This window comes from Caulobacter sp. DMC95 (assembly GCF_056313785.1).
On sequence record NZ_JBQUZP010000004.1, the window covers coordinates 337,528 to 353,910 of the forward strand.

The 16,383-nt window shown below is 68.1% G+C and carries 15 protein-coding genes; 7 read left to right on the plus strand and 8 right to left on the minus strand.

From position 1 onward, the window contains the following. Nucleotides 1-11: 11 nt before the first annotated feature. From ACT53N_RS12330 to ACT53N_RS12340, 3 genes are all read right to left on the minus strand, one after another. On the minus strand, nt 12-1,643 hold the full coding sequence (locus tag ACT53N_RS12330) for a phytoene desaturase family protein (protein WP_476064157.1): 1,632 nt from the start codon (nt 1,641-1,643) through the stop codon (nt 12-14). 194 nt (nt 1,644-1,837) lie between these two features. Further along, nucleotides 1,838-4,906, minus strand: coding sequence for an efflux RND transporter permease subunit (locus ACT53N_RS12335; RefSeq protein ID WP_476064158.1), 3,069 nt, complete (start codon nt 4,904-4,906; stop codon nt 1,838-1,840). 3 nt (nt 4,907-4,909) lie between these two features. After that, the gene (locus ACT53N_RS12340; protein WP_476064159.1) at nt 4,910-5,986 is read right to left on the minus strand and encodes an efflux RND transporter periplasmic adaptor subunit; all 1,077 of its coding nucleotides are present in this window, start codon (nt 5,984-5,986) and stop codon (nt 4,910-4,912) included. 76 nt (nt 5,987-6,062) lie between these two features. On the opposite strand from ACT53N_RS12340, the gene ACT53N_RS12345 reads away from it, so the two are divergent. Both ACT53N_RS12345 and ACT53N_RS12350 read left to right on the plus strand, forming a co-directional pair. Then, nucleotides 6,063-6,695: a TetR/AcrR family transcriptional regulator gene (locus ACT53N_RS12345; protein WP_476064160.1), complete on the plus strand. Its 633-nt coding sequence runs from the start codon at nt 6,063-6,065 to the stop codon at nt 6,693-6,695. 64 nt (nt 6,696-6,759) lie between these two features. Beyond that, nucleotides 6,760-6,966, plus strand: coding sequence for a hypothetical protein (locus tag ACT53N_RS12350; protein ID WP_476064161.1), 207 nt, complete (start codon nt 6,760-6,762; stop codon nt 6,964-6,966). Here ACT53N_RS12350 and ACT53N_RS12355 read toward each other — a convergent pair. Beyond that, nucleotides 6,963-8,378 carry an aminotransferase-like domain-containing protein gene (locus tag ACT53N_RS12355; protein WP_476064246.1) on the minus strand — a complete coding sequence of 472 codons (1,416 nt, stop codon included), beginning with the start codon at nt 8,376-8,378 and terminating at the stop codon, nt 6,963-6,965. The genes ACT53N_RS12350 and ACT53N_RS12355 overlap by 4 nt on opposite strands. Here ACT53N_RS12355 and ACT53N_RS12360 point away from each other — a divergent pair. Further along, entirely contained in the window at nt 8,377-8,787 is a 411-nt protein-coding gene (locus tag ACT53N_RS12360; protein WP_476064162.1) for a DUF983 domain-containing protein, read from the plus strand. The genes ACT53N_RS12355 and ACT53N_RS12360 overlap by 2 nt on opposite strands. A gap of 5 nt (nt 8,788-8,792) precedes the next feature. Here the strand turns inward: ACT53N_RS12360 and ACT53N_RS12365 are convergent, their stop codons facing one another. After that, nucleotides 8,793-9,101: a polyhydroxyalkanoic acid system family protein gene (locus tag ACT53N_RS12365; protein ID WP_012640665.1), complete on the minus strand. Its 309-nt coding sequence runs from the start codon at nt 9,099-9,101 to the stop codon at nt 8,793-8,795. A 115-nt stretch (nt 9,102-9,216) separates the two neighbouring features. Here ACT53N_RS12365 and didA point away from each other — a divergent pair, with 115 nt between their 5' ends. Both didA and ACT53N_RS12375 read left to right on the plus strand, forming a co-directional pair. After that, nucleotides 9,217-9,432: a DNA damage-induced SOS-independent cell division inhibitor A gene (gene didA, locus ACT53N_RS12370; RefSeq protein ID WP_476064163.1), complete on the plus strand. Its 216-nt coding sequence runs from the start codon at nt 9,217-9,219 to the stop codon at nt 9,430-9,432. Nucleotides 9,433-9,462: 30 nt separating this feature from the next. Then, nucleotides 9,463-10,464: a dipeptide epimerase gene (locus ACT53N_RS12375; RefSeq protein ID WP_476064164.1), complete on the plus strand. Its 1,002-nt coding sequence runs from the start codon at nt 9,463-9,465 to the stop codon at nt 10,462-10,464. Between the two features lie 6 nt (nt 10,465-10,470). Here ACT53N_RS12375 and ACT53N_RS12380 read toward each other — a convergent pair whose 3' ends face one another. Next, complete coding sequence (locus ACT53N_RS12380; RefSeq protein WP_476064165.1) at nt 10,471-11,424, minus strand: winged helix-turn-helix transcriptional regulator; 954 nt, start codon at nt 11,422-11,424, stop codon at nt 10,471-10,473. Nucleotides 11,425-11,534: 110 nt separating this feature from the next. Between ACT53N_RS12380 and ACT53N_RS12385 the strand changes: the two genes are divergently transcribed. Next, a complete protein-coding gene (locus tag ACT53N_RS12385) occupies nt 11,535-12,758 on the plus strand; it encodes an acetyl-CoA acetyltransferase (protein ID WP_476064166.1) in 1,224 nt (407 codons plus the stop codon). Between the two features lie 220 nt (nt 12,759-12,978). Next, nucleotides 12,979-13,764 carry a DUF1295 domain-containing protein gene (locus ACT53N_RS12390; RefSeq protein WP_476064167.1) on the plus strand — a complete coding sequence of 262 codons (786 nt, stop codon included), beginning with the start codon at nt 12,979-12,981 and terminating at the stop codon, nt 13,762-13,764. 129 nt (nt 13,765-13,893) lie between these two features. On the opposite strand, the gene ACT53N_RS12395 is transcribed toward ACT53N_RS12390, so the two are convergent. Next, on the minus strand, nt 13,894-14,646 hold the full coding sequence (locus tag ACT53N_RS12395) for a DUF72 domain-containing protein (RefSeq protein WP_476064168.1): 753 nt from the start codon (nt 14,644-14,646) through the stop codon (nt 13,894-13,896). Between the two features lie 198 nt (nt 14,647-14,844). After that, nucleotides 14,845-16,233, minus strand: a complete 1,389-nt coding sequence (locus ACT53N_RS12400; RefSeq protein WP_476064169.1) for an L-serine ammonia-lyase — start codon at nt 16,231-16,233, stop codon at nt 14,845-14,847. Nucleotides 16,234-16,383: the final 150 nt, after the last annotated feature.

Consider the following 16,383-nt stretch of genomic DNA (forward strand, 5'->3'; position numbering starts at 1 on the left):
ATGTTTCGCCATCACCGCCCCACCACCGACAGCTTGACCGCCGTGACGAAGTCCTTGTCGCGCAGGATCTCCCGCGCGGCGTTGCGACCCGGATTGCCCGAGACGCCGCCGCCGGGGTGCGTGCCCGCGCCGCACATGTAGAGGCCCTTGATCGGCGCGCGGTGGCTGGCGTGGCCCAGCAGCGGGCGGGTGGCCCACAGCTGATCCAGCGACATGTGGCCGTGCATGATGTCGCCGCCGATCAGGCCGAACTTCCGCTCCAGGTCCAGCGGCGACAGGATCATCCGGCCCAGCACCGACGCCTTGAAGCCCGGCGCCCACTGGTCGACCGTGTCGATGATCAGGTCGGCGGCGGCCTCGCGCGCGTCGTCCCAGGAGCGACCATCAGGAAGCTCCGGCGCGAATTGCTGGCAGAACAGGCTCGCCACATGCTGTCCGGGCGGCGCCAGGCTGGTGTCGAGGCTGGATGGGATCAGCATCTCGACGATCGGAGCCTTGCTGATCCCCTGGCCCTTGGCGTCGCGATAGGCGGCGTCCATGTAGTCGAGGCTTGGGGCGATCACGATGCCCGACTGGTGGTGCTCGGCGGTCTCCTTGCCCGGCAGGCAAGTGAAGCTGGGCAACTCCGACAGCGCCACGTTCATCCGGAACGTGCCCGAGCCGTTCTTGTAGCCGTCGACCGCCTTGCGGAAGTCCGGCGTCAGGGCCGAGGGCGGGACCAGTTTCTTGTAGAGCAGGGCCGGATTGACGTTGGCGCTGACGATCGGCGCCATGATCTGGCGGCCGTCGACCAGCTGGACGCCGGCAGCCTTGCCGCCGTCGATGTGGACGCCCTCGACCGGAGCGTCGAGCAGGATCTCGACCCCGGCCGCCTCGCAGGCCTTGGCCATGGCTTGAGTGATCGCGCCCATGCCGCCGACCGCGTGGCCCCAGGCGCCCTTCTTGCCGTTCACCTCGCCGAAGGTGTGGTGCAGCAGCACATAGGCCGACCCCGGCGTATCGGGGCTGGCGAAGTTGCCGACCACCGCGTCAAAGCCGAAGGCGGCCTTGACCGGCTCGCTCTCGAACCAGCCGTCCAGCACGTCGCGGGCGCTCTTGGTGAACAGGTCCAGCAGGTCGCGCTTGCGCTCGCGCGACAGGAAGGCCAGGCGTCCCCCCTGGCGCAGGGCGCGCAGCAGGCCGGGCAAACCATCGCCCAGGTTCGGCGGAGTCTCCTGGGCCAGGTCGCGCAGGATGTCGCCGATCTCGTCGAGCATCGCATAGTAGGCCGGCAGCACCTCGGCGTCGCGCCGGCTGTACTTGCGAAACTCCTCCTGGGTGCGCTCCAGCCCGCCGCCCAGTTTGATGTACTTGTCGTCGCTGATCGGCAGGAAGTTGGAGATCGGCCGTTCCAGGAAGGTCAGGCCCAGCTCGCGCAGGCCCATGTCGGCGATCACGCGCGGGTTCAGGAGGCTGACCGTGTAGCTGGCCACAGAGTTGCGGAAACCGGGGTGGAACTCTTCCGTCACCGCCGCGCCGCCAACGACGCCCCGCGCCTCACAGACCGTGACCTTCAGTCCGGCCTTGGCCAGATAGAAGGCGCAGACGAGGCCGTTGTGGCCTCCGCCGATGATGACTGCGTCGCGGGTTTGAGTGACCGCCATGGTGTGCTCCCCCTGAGGATGGGGAGAGTGTTGCTATACGATCGTATAATAGGCAAGGGGGGAGCCACAAATCCTCCCCCTAGCGGGGGAGGTGTCCGCGCAGCGGACGGAGGGGGAAGTCCTGCCGCCCCTGCCTCTGCCCCCTCCGTCGTCTCTTCGAGCCGACACCTCCCCCGCTGGGGGGAGGATTTTGGTCAAACCCCCTCCGCCTTCCCCCGCGCCGTCAGCCAATACATCACCGGCGTCGCCACCCGGCTCAGCAGGGTGGAGGTGATCAGGCCGCCGATGATGGCGATGGCCAGCGGCGAGTAGAGGCCCGAGCGCTCCAAGGCCAGCGGGAGCAGGCCGCCGATGGCGGTGACGCTGGTCAGCAGCACCGGCAGGAAGCGGACCTCGCCGGCTTTCTCGATGGCGTCGTGCAGGTTCATGCCTTCGCGACGCAGCTGTTCGGTGAAATCGACCAAGAGGATCGAGTTCTTGATCTCGATGCCGATGAGCGCGATCAGGCCGATCGTGGCGGTGAACGATAGGGAGTTGCCTGTCAGGGCCAGGGCCAGCACCGCGCCGAACACGCCGAATGGAATGATGCCGGCGACCACCAGGGCGGTCTTGAACTTCTGGAATTCCAGGACCAGCACGGCCAGGATGCCGAAGATCGCCACCAGCACTGCCGCGCCCAAGCCAGCGAAGCTCTCCGACTGCGCCTCGGCCTGACCGCCTAGTGACAGGCGATAGCCCGGCGGCATCGGGACCTCTTTCTCCAGGCGCTTGACGACGTCCTCTGTCACCTTGGCGGTGAGGTACCCGGTCGCGACATAGCTGGTCACCGTCACCGTCCGCTCACGGTCGAAACGGTCGATGCGTGCGGGGCTGGAGCGCAGGACCGGGGTCGCGATCGCGCCCAGCGGGGCGGCTTCGCCCTCATCGGTGGGCACATAGACGCCGTTCAGCGCCGACAGTGGATTGCGGGCCGCGCCGTCCACCTGCGTTGTGGGCAGGCGCACTCGGACGGCGTAGTCATCGCCGTCCGGATCGCGGAAGCGCGCGGCTTCCTCGCCCGACAGCGCCAAGCGGGTGACGCGGCGCGCAGCGCCGGCCGGTACGCCCAGGGCGGCGGCCTTGGCTTCGTCGACGCCCAGATCAAGATCGGTGCGGTCCAGGCGCATGGGGTTGCTGACGTCACGCGCGCCGGATGTGTCCTTCAGCACCGCCTCGGTCCGCGCGGCCAAGGCCTTCAGCACGTCGAGGTTCTGGCCGGTGATGCGGATGGCGATGGGGGCGTCGATCGGCGGGCCGTTCTCGAACGCGACGACCGTGATCCGCGCGCCGGGATACTTGGCGAAGTCAGCGCGTAGATCATCTAGCAGCTTCTCGCTCTTGCCCGGCTTCCAGGCTTCGAGGCTGGCATAGACTTCGGCGAAGCTGTTGGAGCTCTCGCGCTGGCTCTTGTTGTAGAAGATCTGTGGATTGCCGCGGCCGAGGTTGCTGGCGCGCCAGAGGATGTCGGGCTCCTTGGCCAGGCGGGCGTCGACGAAGCGCAGGGCCTGGTCGGTGCGGGCCAGCGACGCGCCGTCAGGCGTTTCGATGCGGATCAGGAACTGCGGCGTCTCGGCCGGCGGGAACAGCGAGCTGCCGATCACCTTCACAAGCGGCACGGTGGTGGCGCACAGGGCCAGCATCAGGGCCAGGGCTAGCCAGGGGCGCGCCAACGAAGCGTGCAGCACCGGGCGATAGAAGCGCTGGATGCCGCCGTTCACGGCCCGGAGGATCGCGTTGCCTTCCGGGTCGGAGTGCTTGTCCAGGATACGGCTGGCCAGGAACGGGATGATGGTCAGCGACACCAGCAGCGACGCGCCGACCGTGCACAGCACGGTCACAGGCAGCGACTTGATATAGGCCCCCGAGCCTGCCGGCAGGGCCATCAGCGGCAGAAAGGCCAGCATCAGGGTCGCCGTACAGCCGATGACCGCCAGGCCGATCTGGCGTGCGCCGTTGACCGCCGCCTCGGTGCGTTCCTCGCCCTCGCGGATGCGGCGGGCGATGTTCTCGGTGATGACGATGCTGTCGTCGACCAGAAGACCCAGCGCCAGCACGAAGCCGGCGATCGACAGCTGGTTCAGGGTGAACCCAAACGCCTGCAGCATCGACAGGCCGATCAGCAGTGACAGCGGAATCGACACCATCACCACCACGCCGGCGCGAGGGCCCAGCGGCAACAGGGTGATCAGCACCAGTACGAGGGCGATGCCAAAGTCGCGGAACAGGTTCTTCAGGCGATGCTTGACGTTCTCGGCCTGGAAGAAGGCGCGCTCCAGCTTGACCCCGGCGGGCAGGGCGCGCTCGTACTCGTCCAGGACCTTGCGGACCTCCTGGGTGATCTTGGCGACGTCCTGGCCGTCCTTCTGCTTCACCGTGACAAAGACGGCGCGCTTGCCGTTGAAGCGGGTGACGTGGGTCGGCTCCTGCTGGGCCCAACCAATGGTCGCGACATCGGAGACGCGTACGACCTTGCCGCCGATCGAGCGCACCGGGGTGTCGCCGATAGTCTTCAGGTCGCGGAAGGCGCCGCCGGACTTGACGTTGAAGCGTCGCTCGCCGGCTTGAACGGCGCCGATGGGCGCCTCAGCGCCGGCTGCGCGCAGGGCGTCGGTCACAGCGGTGGCGGGTAGTTTCAGGGCCGATAGCCGTGCCAGATCCAGCGTCACCTGTACGTCCGACGGCGGCGCGCCCCAGTATTGCGCCTCGCGCACGCCGGGCACGCGGTCGAGCCGCTCGCGCAGTCGATCGGCGACCTTTTCCAGGCGGCGCATCGGCAGGGTGTCGCTGGTCAGGGCCACCTGCACGACCGAGACCTCGGTCGTGCGGGCGCGTTGGATGTCAAGGCGGGCTAGGCCTGCAGGCAAGTTGCCCCGGATCGCGTTCACCTCGCGCACGACCTGGTCGTATTTGCGCTCTGGGTCGACGTCCCAGGTGAAGTGCACCGAAACCACGGCTGCGCCGTCCAGGCTGACCGACTCGACCTTTTCGATGTTGTCCAGGCCGTCGACCGCGTCCTCGATTGGATCGACGACGAGCTGCTCCATTTCCGAAGGCTCGGCGCCCGGCAGCACCGCGCGGACGACGACAATCGGGATCGGAAAATGCGGGTCTTCCGAGCGCGGAATACTGGTGAAGGCGTTGAAGCCCAGCATCACCAGCAGGCCAAAGGCCACCAGCGTGAACTGCCAGCGACGGACCGCGAACGTCGAGAGGTCGAACTTCACGGCCTAGCGTCCCAGCTGGGTAGGGTCGACGACGGCTACGTTCTCGCCGTCCGAAACGAAGCCCGCGCCTGCGGTGATCACCTGGGCGCCGTTCGGCAGCCCCGCGACCAGGGCGTCGTCGCCGTCAAAGCCGCCAAAGCCGACGGCTGTGCGCCGAGCCTTGCCGCTATCGACCCGGAAGACGAAGGCGCGGGCGCCGTTGGCCTCCAGCACCGCTTCGGCCGGCACGCGGGCGTAGGCCGTGGTGACGTGGGTAGGCGCGCGGACGTTGAGCGTGGCGTGGGCGACCTGACCGCTGCGCAAGGTCGAGGGGGGCGCGGAAAGCTCGATCTCGACCTGTATTGCGCCCGTGCGAGTGTCGGCGGCCTCCCCGACGCGGGTGACTCGGCCGTTCAGGGTGGCTTCGCCGATCTCATCGACCTTGACTGTGGCGGGATCACCGACCCGGATGCGGGCCGCGTCTCGAGCCGCCAGAGGCAGGCGCAGAACGAGCGGACTGGTCAGGTCTGCGACCCGCGCCACCACCTGGCCGGCACCGACCACTTCGCCGGCCTGAGCGCGGCGCTCCAGCACGACGCCCGAGACCGGCGAGACCAGATTGGCCCAGCGCCGGTCGAAGCGGGCGGCGTCATACGCGGCCTGGGCCGACTTCAGCGCGCTTGTGCGGTCATCGATGCGCTGGCGGCTGACATAGCCCTTTTCGAACAGCACCTTGTCGCGTTCGAGGTCACGACGCACGCGCTCAAGGTCGGCCTGGGTCTGCTGCTGGCGCGCATCGACGCCGGCGGGGTCGATGGCGGCGATCAGTTGTCCCGCCCGGACGCTGTCGCCGGCCTCGATCTTCATCGTGGTCAGCACGCCGGGGATCCGGAACGACAGCGCCATCTCGCGGCGACGCTCCAGCGTCCCAGCGCCAGACACGACGCTTGCGGCGTCAGGGGCGGCGACGCGAGCGGCCTCAACCGGCGTCGGCGGAGCCGGCGCGTCGGTTTCGGTTTTGCCGCCACAGGCGCTCAACGTCGCCGCCAGGAGGAGGGCCGCCAGGGGAGGGAGCGGGGTCCGCCACATAAGCTGTTCCAAATCAATCAGCGATAAGTTATCAGTGATTGATAACATCGTCTTGTCAAGCTGGCGCGACGAGGCCTAGGACGTTTAGATGAAGTCGCCGAAGATCCGTTCGCCCCGTAAGCCCAAGGGGCATGGGGGCGAGCGTCGCGAGGAAATCCTCGACGCCGCTTTGAGCCTGTTCAGCCAGAAGGGCGTGCAGGCGGTCTCGACCCGGCAGATCGCCGAGATCGCCGGCATCTCGCAACCGGCGCTCTACGCCTATTTCGCCACCAAGGACGATATCGCCGCCGAGCTCTGCGTACGCGCCTTCGCCATCCTGGGGCGGCGGATGGAGGAGGCGCGCGTCGGCTACGTTCCGACCGCCGAGAACTTCGAGCGCTGCCTGCGCGTCTATATCGACTTCGGCCTCGATCACCCGGACGCCTACCGGGTGGCCTTCATGCTGGAAAAGAGCGTCGACGGCTCGTTCCTGGAAAAGACCGGCGGGCGGCCGATGATCGCCGGCAAGGAGGTCTTCGCGGTCTTCGCTCAAATGGTGGTCGAGTTCCACGCGCGCGGCGAAACGGTCTCCGACGATCCCGACGCCGCAGCCCAGTCGCTCTGGGCGGGTCTGCATGGCCTCGTTTCGCTTCTGATCGCTCGTCCGGAGTTTCCCTGGGTGGACCGTGAGCAACTGATCGCAACCCATGTGGCCATGCTGCGAAAAGGCGCGTTGAAGTAGGGATCGCGCTTCTCTAGATGAGCGCCTCGCTCTTTAGAGCCCAGCTTTTCGGGAAGGATCCCCCATGGCCAAGCTCCTGCCGCTCCAATCGTTCAGCCTGCAGGAGACCGAGGACGGCTACCGTCTGCTGGTCTCGGCCATCGGCGGCGAGTCGATCTACGTCTCGATCACGCCCGACCAGATGGACGACATCATCGACAGTCTGGAAAACGCCATGGGCGGTGAGGCGGACGGCGCCGAGGCCGAGGCCGAGGACGACGACGCGTTCTAAGCGTCGCTCAGCGCAGCCAGCTCCCTAAGGCCCCGCGTCAGCGCGGTCCGCTTCGACGCGGCGCCCAGAGAGATGCGCAGGCCCTCGCCGGGAACGCCCGGCGCCCTGAACATCTCGGCCCCCACCAAGGCGAGGCCGCGCTCGCGCGCCGCCGGGGTCGCCACTGCGCCTGGCAGCCACACGTGAAGACTTTCGGCGCCGCCGACCGCGCGGGGCAGCAGGGTCGCTGAAAGGGCGCGGCGTGCGATGGCCTCGGACCGCACACCAGCCAGCACCTTGGCCGCCACGCCGTCGCGGATCCATTGGGTGACAACGCCCGCCATCAGCGGCGCAGGCATCTGGGCGATCGCATGCAGGGTCTCGGCGAAGTCCTCGGCGCGTCCGGGCGGCGCTACGACATAGGCCAGGCGCAGGCCGGGAGAGAGCGCCTTGGCGGTGGTGGCGACATGAAAGACCCCTTCTGGCCAGAGGGCCGCCAGGGCGGGCGAAGGCGAGGCTGGCAATAGCCCATAGGCGTCGTCTTCGAGGATCATGGCCCCCGCCGTCCGCGCGATCTCGATGACGGCGGCGCGACGCATGGGGCTCATCGTGGCGGTCGTCGGGTTCTGGAACGTCGGGGTGCAGCAGATCAGGCGCGGGCCATGCTGCGCCACAAGCTGCGCCAGCGCCTCCGGCTGCAGCCCCTCGTCGTCGAGGGGGCAGGCGATGAGGGTGAGACCGCGCCGTCGGGCAGTCGCCAGCAAGCCCGGATAGGTGAAAGCCTCGACGATGACCGTATCGTCGGGCGCGATCAGGTGATCCAGCAGCGCCGACAGAGCGGTCTGGGCGCCGCTTGTCACGACCACGCGATCGGGATCGACAGGGCCCAGGGTTGGGGCCAGCCAGTCCGCCCCGGCGCGGCGCTGGGCCAGCGAGCCAGCGCCGGGGTGATAGGCCATGAGCGTCGCCGGGTCCGTGCGCGAGAGGATCGCGCGGGTGGCCTCCTGGAGGAGGCCGGCCAAATTCAGGCCCGCCGGGGGCGGCGGCAGGTTCATCGAGAGGTCGACTAGGCCGGCCTCATCGCCATCGATCCGTTGGCGGATGAATGTTCCGCGCCCGGCTGTTCCCTCGATCAAGCCGCGCTCGCGGGCCAGGCCATAGGCGCGGGTGACGGTGGTGAAATCCACACCGACCAGTCGCGCCACCTCGCGCTGGGCGGGGATCTGGTCGCCCGCCTGGAGTTCACCCTCGGCGACCGCCTGCTCCAGCGCCAGGGCGATCCGGCGGTAGGTCGGCCCTTCCAGCGCGGTTACCCGCGCCAGCCAGCCGGCGGCCGGATTCGGCGACCCCTTAGTTGCGGGCATGGCGGAATTTCCATACATTGTATGTGTAATGTATGGATCAATTTCGCGATTGTAGGAAGGGCTTTCGATGGCCGACGCCGCCTATCCCAACGCTCCGACCCCCGTCCGGGCGGGTCTGAAATGCTGCTGCCCGCGCTGCGGCGAGGGCAAGCTATTCCGGGGCTTTCTGAAGCTGGCGCCCGCCTGCGACCGCTGCGGCCTCGACTACGGTTTCGCCGATCCGGCCGACGGTCCGGCCTTCTTCGTGATGAGTGGCGTCGGCATCCTCGTCACCGCCGTCTTCGCCTGGGTCGAGGTCGTTTATCGCCCGCCCATGTGGGTGCATCTGGTCACCGTGTTCCCCGGCTTCCTGCTGGGCTGTCTGGCGACCCTCCGCCCCGTGAAGAGCTGGCTGGTCGCAGCGCAGTACATCAACAAGGCCGAGGAAGGCCGCTTTGAAAGCCTGGGCCGTCACGACTTCGATCCGCGACGGCTCTGAGGACGCTACTTCAGCAGCAGCTGTCCGCGGCGGCTCAGCTCGTCCTTGATCTTGCCCGCGGCCATGCCCAGCAGGCCAGGCAGGGACAGGTCGAGGCGCGCATGGTCGTCCAGCACCTGGACCACGCCGGTGATCGTCTGACCCATGGCCACGGCCGAGAAGTTCAGCACGTCGCCCGCCCAGCTCTGGGAAAAGCGCGCCGCGTCGCCGCCGGGGATCTGACCGGCCAGTTGCGACAGGCCCTCTTCCAGGCGGCGCTTGGCTTCGGCCGCGCCCAGCTGGTGGGGGATGTTGATGCTGACGGTCTTGGCCATGGAATCCTCTTCAGTCGACATCGCTGAAATGCGGGCATAGCGCGACAAGTTCAATACGTCCGTTTCTGGCGCACGTTCCGACCAAGGTCGTCTTCATCAGATGAGGGACGACGACATGACCGACTTCGCCATGACCCAGCCGTTCGCCGCGCCGCGCCGAGCCGCCCGCTTTGTGCGTCCGGGTCGTCCAGGCGGCCTGTGGGGCGCTGTCCACTACGCCGGCGTGCTGCTGGTTTGGCTGGCCCTGTTCGTGGTCGACCGCCCCCTGGCGCTGAAGGTGATGGCCGAGCGTCGCGCCGACTCGCCGATCCCGCGTCACTGGGGCTGGTAGAGGCTCGCGAACGGCGCCATCCCTGCGGTCATGTCGATCGTCGTTTCCGCCCGCCCGGTCTCGCATCCGCTGAAGGCCCCGTTCCGCATCTCGCGTGGGGTCAAGACCGCCGCCGAGGTAGTCGAGGTGACCGCCGGGGTCGATGGCCATGTCGGGCGCGGCGAGAGCGTGCCCTACGCCCGCTATGGCGAGACGGTGGAGAGCGTGCTGGCGCAGTTGGCGCCGGCGCTCACGGCTGATGACGTCGAAGCCGCCTGCGCGGCCCTTCCGCCCGGCGCGGCGCGCAACGCGCTGGACCTGGCGCTCTGGGACCTGCGCGGCCGACGCACGGGCGTCAGCGTGGCTCAGGCGACGGGCCTTGCCGTTCCCAGTGACCTCGTCACCGCCGTCACCGTCAGCCTCGACACCCCTGAGGCCATGGGCGCCGCCGCCCGCGCGGTCGCTGACGCGCCGCTCATCAAGATCAAGCTTTCGGCCGAGGATCCCGCCGCCCGTCTGCGCGCCGTAGCGGCCGCCGCGCCGAATTCCCGCTTTATCGTCGACCCGAACGAGGGCTGGACCTTCGACATTCTGCGCGATCTCAAGCCCCTGCTGTCCGACCTGCCGATCGCCCTTGTCGAACAGCCCTTACCCGCCGGCGAGGACCAGTTGCTGGAGGGCTGGGATCCGCCGTTCACCGTCTGCGCCGACGAGAGCGTACATGTCGGCGGCGACCTGGCCGCCCTGCGCGGGCGCTACGCGGCGGTGAACCTCAAGCTCGACAAGACCGGCGGCCTGACCGAGGCCGTAGCCATGCTCAAGGCCGCCCGGGCCCTGGGGTTCCAGGTGATGACCGGCTGCATGGTCGCTTCGTCTCTGGGTGTCGCGCCGGCGCTGCACCTGGGGGGCGCCAGCGATTTCGCTGACCTCGACGGACCTTGGTGGCTGGCGGTCGATCATCCCGGCGGTCTGCGGGTCGAGCGGGGGCGGATCACCCCGCCCAAGCCGGGCTTCTGGGGGGATGCGCAGGCGGTCGAAGGGCTGTGGCTGTAGATCCCGCTACGATAGGTTCGGGATCGTCGTATTCCTGGTATCGACCTCACCGCCGCAAGATCCGCACCGCACCACAGGCGTCAGCGGCGCGCCGCAGCGGTGTGTCAGGATTTCCGGCGGTCCCTCGTTTCCTGACAGCCAGCGATCGCCCCAAGCCATGAGCGCCGCGATCAGGGGAAAGAGATCGCGGCCTTCCCGGGTGAGCCGATACTCCCAGCGCTCGGGCCTTTCCTGGTAGCGGACCTTCTCGAGCATGCGGCGCGCCACTAGCCGCTCCAGGCGGTCGGTGAGGATGTTGCTGGCGACCTTCAACTCGCCCTGGAAATCACCGAAGCGCCGCAGGCCGTAGAAGGCGCCGGCGACCACGTGGGCGGTCCAGCGGTCGCCCAGCACCTCGATCCCGCGCTCCAGCATCGGATGCAGGCCCTCGCCGCCGACGTCGTCGTGGCTGGCGCGGCGCGAGTGGCGGGCGCGCGGCGCTGGCTCGAGGCCGGCGCCCGGGCCGGGCGACAGGGTGATGTCGCGGACCTTCACCGTCTCGCCGCAGGCGGCGCAGCACAGGATCGGCTTCAGCGGCTTGCCGCAGGTGGTGTGGATAATCTGGTGCGACGGGCATGCGGGATCGAAGCGCCAGCGCATCTCCCACCCCAGCAGCATCAGCGCCGAGTCGTAGAGGTCCTGTCCCATCCGCGTCAGGTGGTACTCTGACCGCGGCGGTCGCTGCTGGTAGAGGCGACGCTTCAGCACGCCGCCGGCCTCCAGTCGCTTGAGACGATCGGTCAGCAGCGAGCGGGCCACGCCTGTCATCTCGACGAAGCCGTCGAAGCGCGTCACGCCCATGAAGGCCGCGTACAGGACCAGCAGAGTCCAGCGATCGCCGATCAGGTTCAGCGCGCGTGCGGCTGAACTGCGGCGCACCAGCGCCGTCCGGGCGGGGTCTGGAGCCGTCGGCGGGACCATGGCGCGCTTGGTGGGGCGTTTTGGTCCGGGAAGTCAATGTTCGACGACGGCATGGACTCTGGACAGGTCGCTTGTATAATCGGACTAACTAAAACAAGCGGGGGTTAGCCATGGTCTATGTGCTGGGCGGCTGGCAGAGCGATTTCGCCGCCAACTGGAGCCGCGAGGGCCGCGAACTGGCTGACGCCTTCGCCGAGGCGGTGGGCGAGGGCCTGGCCGCTGTGGACCTGGATCCCGAGGATGTCGAAACCGGCCATGTCGGCAACTTCGCCGCCGAGCTGTTCGCGGGCCAGGGGCACCTGGGCGGCATGTTCGGTCTCGTGCATCCGGCTTTCGACGGCCTGCCGACCGCGCGCCACGAGGCGGCCTGCGCTTCGGGCAGCATCGCCATCCTTGCTGCCGCCGCCGAGATCGAGGCCGGGCGCTATGACCTGGCCTGCGTGGTTGGCGTCGAACAGATGCGCAATGTCCCCGGCCAGAAGGCGGCCGAGAACCTCGGCAGCGCCGCCTGGGTCGGACACGAGTTCCAGGACGCCCGCTTCCTGTGGCCGCGCGCCTTCTCCGACCTCGCCGACGAGTACGACCGCCGCTACGGGCTGAAGTACGAGCACCTGATGGGCATCGCCGAGGTCAATTTCGCCAATGGCAAGCGCAATCCCAACGCCCAGACCCGCAGCTGGAACTTCGGACCCGACGCCTTCACCGCCGACGAGGTCGCCAATCCGGTGGTCGAGGGCCGCACCCGCAAGCAGGACTGCGGCCAGGTTACCGACGGCTCGGCCGTGATCTTCCTGGCGTCGGAAAAGCGAGCCCGCGCCTATGCCGACAAGCGCGGGATCGCGCTGGAGAGCATCCCGCGCCTCAAGGGCTGGGGCCACCGCTCGGCGCCGCTCAGCTACGCCCGTAAAATCGAAGCCAGCCGCGACCAGGACTACATCTTCCCGCAGGTGCGCCGGGCGATCCTTGATGCGCGCGCCCGGGCCGGGATCGCGCCGGACGTCTCGGGCCTCGACGCGGTCGAAACTCATGACTGCTTCACCGCCACCGAATACATGGCCATCGACCACCTAGGCCTGACCGCGCCGGGCGAAAGCTGGAAGGCGGTTGAGAACGGCGACATCGCCATTGGCGGCAAGCTGCCGATCAACCCTTCGGGCGGCCTGATCGGCACGGGCCATCCGGTCGGCGCCACCGGCGTGCGGATGGTGCTGGACGCCTGGAAACAGACCGCCGGCCAGGCCGGCGACTATCAAGTCGAGGGGGCCAAGACGGTGCAGACCCTGAACATCGGCGGGTCGACCACGACGACCGTGAGTTTCGTCGTGGGGACGTGACGCCAGCGCGAAGCGGAGGGCTCTATCTTCCTCCCCCTCTGGTGGAGGGGGACCGGCGAACGCCGGTGGAGGGGCCCAATGAGGCGGCGACCTCACAACCGCTTCGCGGACCCCCTCCGGCTCGTCGCGTATTCGCGCCGATCCACCTCCCCCTAATGGGGAGGAGAAGTCCAAACGGCCTCGCGCCGCGTATCCGCGCTATCTATTCGAAGAGCCCCTAATGTCCCTTCTCAGCCTCCTCGCCATCAACGCCGCCGTCTCGGCGGTTGCGTTCCTCGCCCTGTGGGCCGTAAGCCTGCGGACGAGGGACGTCAGCTTTATTGACGCCTGGTGGGGTCCCAGCATGGCGCTGCTGGCCTGGAGCACCCTGCTACAGGGGCCCAAGACCCCGCACGGCCTGCTGCTTACGGGTCTCTGCACCCTGTGGGCGGCGCGGCTGGGGGTCTATCTGCTTTGGCGCTGGCGCAAGCATGGCGCAGACCGCCGCTATGTCGCGATCTTCGCCCACTATGAGAAGACCAAGCGCTGGAACTTCGCCACGACCTCGCTGATCATCGTGTTCGGGCTGCAGGCGGTGCTGAGCTACCTCGTCGCCCTACCGGTGCAGTTGGGCCAAGGGCCGGGCGTGCTGGGCGGTCTGGCCTATGCGGGCGCGGCGCTGACGGTGGTCGGCATCCTGTTCGAGACCATCGGCGACGCGCAACTGACCGCCTTCAAGGCCAATCCGGACAACGCCGGCAAAGTGATGGACAAGGGCCTGTGGCGCTACACCCGTCACCCGAACTATTTCGGTGACGCCTGCGTCTGGTGGGGTCTCTATCTGATCGCCGCCGAGACCGGCCTGGGCGCCTGGGCCCTGCCGGGTCCGCTGCTGATGACCTTCCTGCTGACCAAGTGGAGCGGCGTGCCGACCACCGAAGGCAAGATGAAGAAGTCCAAGCCCGGCTATGCGGAGTATGTGGCGCGGACCAGCGGGTTCGTGCCGTGGTTTCCGAAGAAGGTCTAGCGCCCCCTCCGTCGCGCTGCGTCTCCGCAGCGCGCCACCTCCCCCGCTTTGCGGGTGAGGAGGAAGGGCATCCTCCCTCGTGAAACGGGGGAGCTGGATCGGCGCGAAGCGACGAGACGGAGGGGGCGCTTACGCCGCCCCCAGCTTCCCAATCAACGCCATCGCCGCCGCCGGATTACGCACCTTCGCCCCGGCGATGAAGTAGGCGAACACGTCGCCGCGTTCTGCCCACCGCCGCGTCTGGGCCACCACGCCGTCCAGTTCCTCCGACGTCATGCCCGTCGGCTCGTCCTCGCGGCTGCACATCAGGCGGGCGTAGGTGAAGTCGGCGGTCGGCTGGTCGATGCAGGGCCATTCCGGCGCCTCGTCGTCGACGGCGTAGACGATCGCCACGCCGTACTGGGCGCAGAGGTCATAGAACTGCTGGCAGGCGAAGGTCGGGCTGCGGACCTCCATGGCGTGACGCAGGCGCACGCCCTTCTGCTCTTTTGGCAGTAATTTCAGAAAATCCTCGAAATCCGCCGGATCGAACTTCTTGGTCGCCATGAACTGCCAGTTGATCGGGCCAAGCTTAGGGCCCAGCTCCTCGAGCCCCTGCGACAGGAATTTCTCGAGCGAGTCGTTGTTTTCCGACAGCACCCGGCGGTTGGTGCAGAAGCGGCTGGCCTTGACCGAGAACACGAAGTCGTCCGGCGTCTCGTCGCGCCACTTCATCCAGCTGTTGGGCTTGAAGGTCGAATAGTAGGTGCCGTTGATCTCGATGCTGGTCAGCTTGGACGAGGCGTATTTCAGCTCGTCCTTCTGCTTCAGATCATCGGGATAGAAGGTCCCGCGCCACGGCTCGAACGTCCAGCCGCCGATGCCGGTTCGGATCTTGCCCATGTGCGCGTGTTCCCTTGATGTTCTCGCGAAAACTAGGCGAGGTTTTGTGGGGCGTCGAGAGGCAATAGCGCCCCCTCCGTCACGATGCTGACGTATCATGACACCTCCCCCGCGATGCGGGTGAGGAGGAAACTCATCCTCCCCCGTGCAGCGGGGGAGGGGGACCGCGAAGCGGTGGAGGGGGCGCTTACGACGCCCTCAACACTCCACCCGGTTCACCGACAGGCCCACCGCCAGGCCGCCCATCGAGGTCTCCTTGTAGATCTCGTTCATGTCCTCGCCGGTGCGCTTCATCGTGGCGATGACCTTGTCCAGCGACACCGAGTGCTGGCCGTCGCCGAGCAGGGCGAGGCGGGCGGCGTCGATGGCCTTGATAGCCCCCATGGCGTTGCGCTCGATACAGGGGATTTGCACGAGGCCCCCGATCGGGTCGCAGGTCAGGCCGAGATTATGTTCCATGCCGATCTCGGCGGCGTTCTCGATCTGGGCGTTGGTCCCGCCCAGAGCCGCCGCCAGACCCGCCGCCGCCATCGAGCAGGCGACGCCCACCTCGCCCTGGCAGCCGACCTCGGCGCCGCTGATCGAGGCGTTCATCTTATAGAGCGCGCCGATCGCTGCGGCCGTCAGCAGGAACGTGCGGATCTGCTCGGGCGTGCCCTTGTAGAACCTGACGAAGAACCGCAGCACGGCCGGGATCAGTCCCGCCGCGCCGTTGGTGGGGGCGGTGACGACGCGGCCGCCGGCGGCGTTCTCTTCGTTGACCGCCATGGCCCACAGGTTGACGAAGTCCATCGCCGCCAGAGGATCGCTCATCTGGCGCTCCATCCGGCCCTGGATGGTTTGATGGATCTGGCGAGCGCGGCGTTTCACGGTCAGGCCGCCGGGTAAGACGCCCTCCTGGCGCATGCCGCGATCGATGCAGGCCTCCATGGCCCCGAAGATGCGGTCGAGACCGGCGTTCATCTCGCCCTCGCTCATCCGCGCACATTCGTTGGCGGCCATGACCTCGGCGATCGACAGGCCCGCCTGCTCGGCGCGGTCGAGGAGGTCGGCCGCGCTTTCGAACGGGAAGGGGATGGCGGGGCCGTCCTCGGGCGGGGCGTTGCGGCCCATCTCGCTCTCGTCGCGGACAAAGCCGCCGCCGATCGAGAAATAGGTCCGTTCGGCCAGCAGGGCGCCAGCCTTGTCGAAGGCGCTGAAGGTCAGGCCGTTGGGATGCTGCGGCAATCGCTCATGACCCAGCCAGACGATGTCGCGGGCCTCGTCGAAGGCGATTTCGACCTCACCGCCCAGCTTCAGCGACTGGGTGGCCTGGCTTTCCAGCAGGGCGGCTTCGCCGGCGTCTGGATCGAGATCGGCGGGGACGAAGCCCATCAGGCCCAGGATCACCGCGCGGTCGGTGGCGTGGCCCCGACCGGTCAGGGCCAGGGAGGCGTAGAGCCGCGTTTCGACCCGCGCGACGGCGACCAGCTTCCCGGCGTCGCGCAGCCGGCCGATGAACAGCCCCGCCGCCGTCATCGGGCCCATGGTGTGGCTGCTCGACGGGCCGACGCCGAGTTTGAAGAGGTCGAAGACGGAGGCGGTCATGGGGGAAGGTCGCAAACTCAGGGTGTCATCCCGGAAGCCTCGGAGAGGCTATCCAGGACCCAGGGGCCGAGCGCACGGCGCTATGTCGCTCCCTGGATCCCGGCTCTACGCTACGCTCCGGCCGGGATGACACGGGAAGGAGCGATTAGA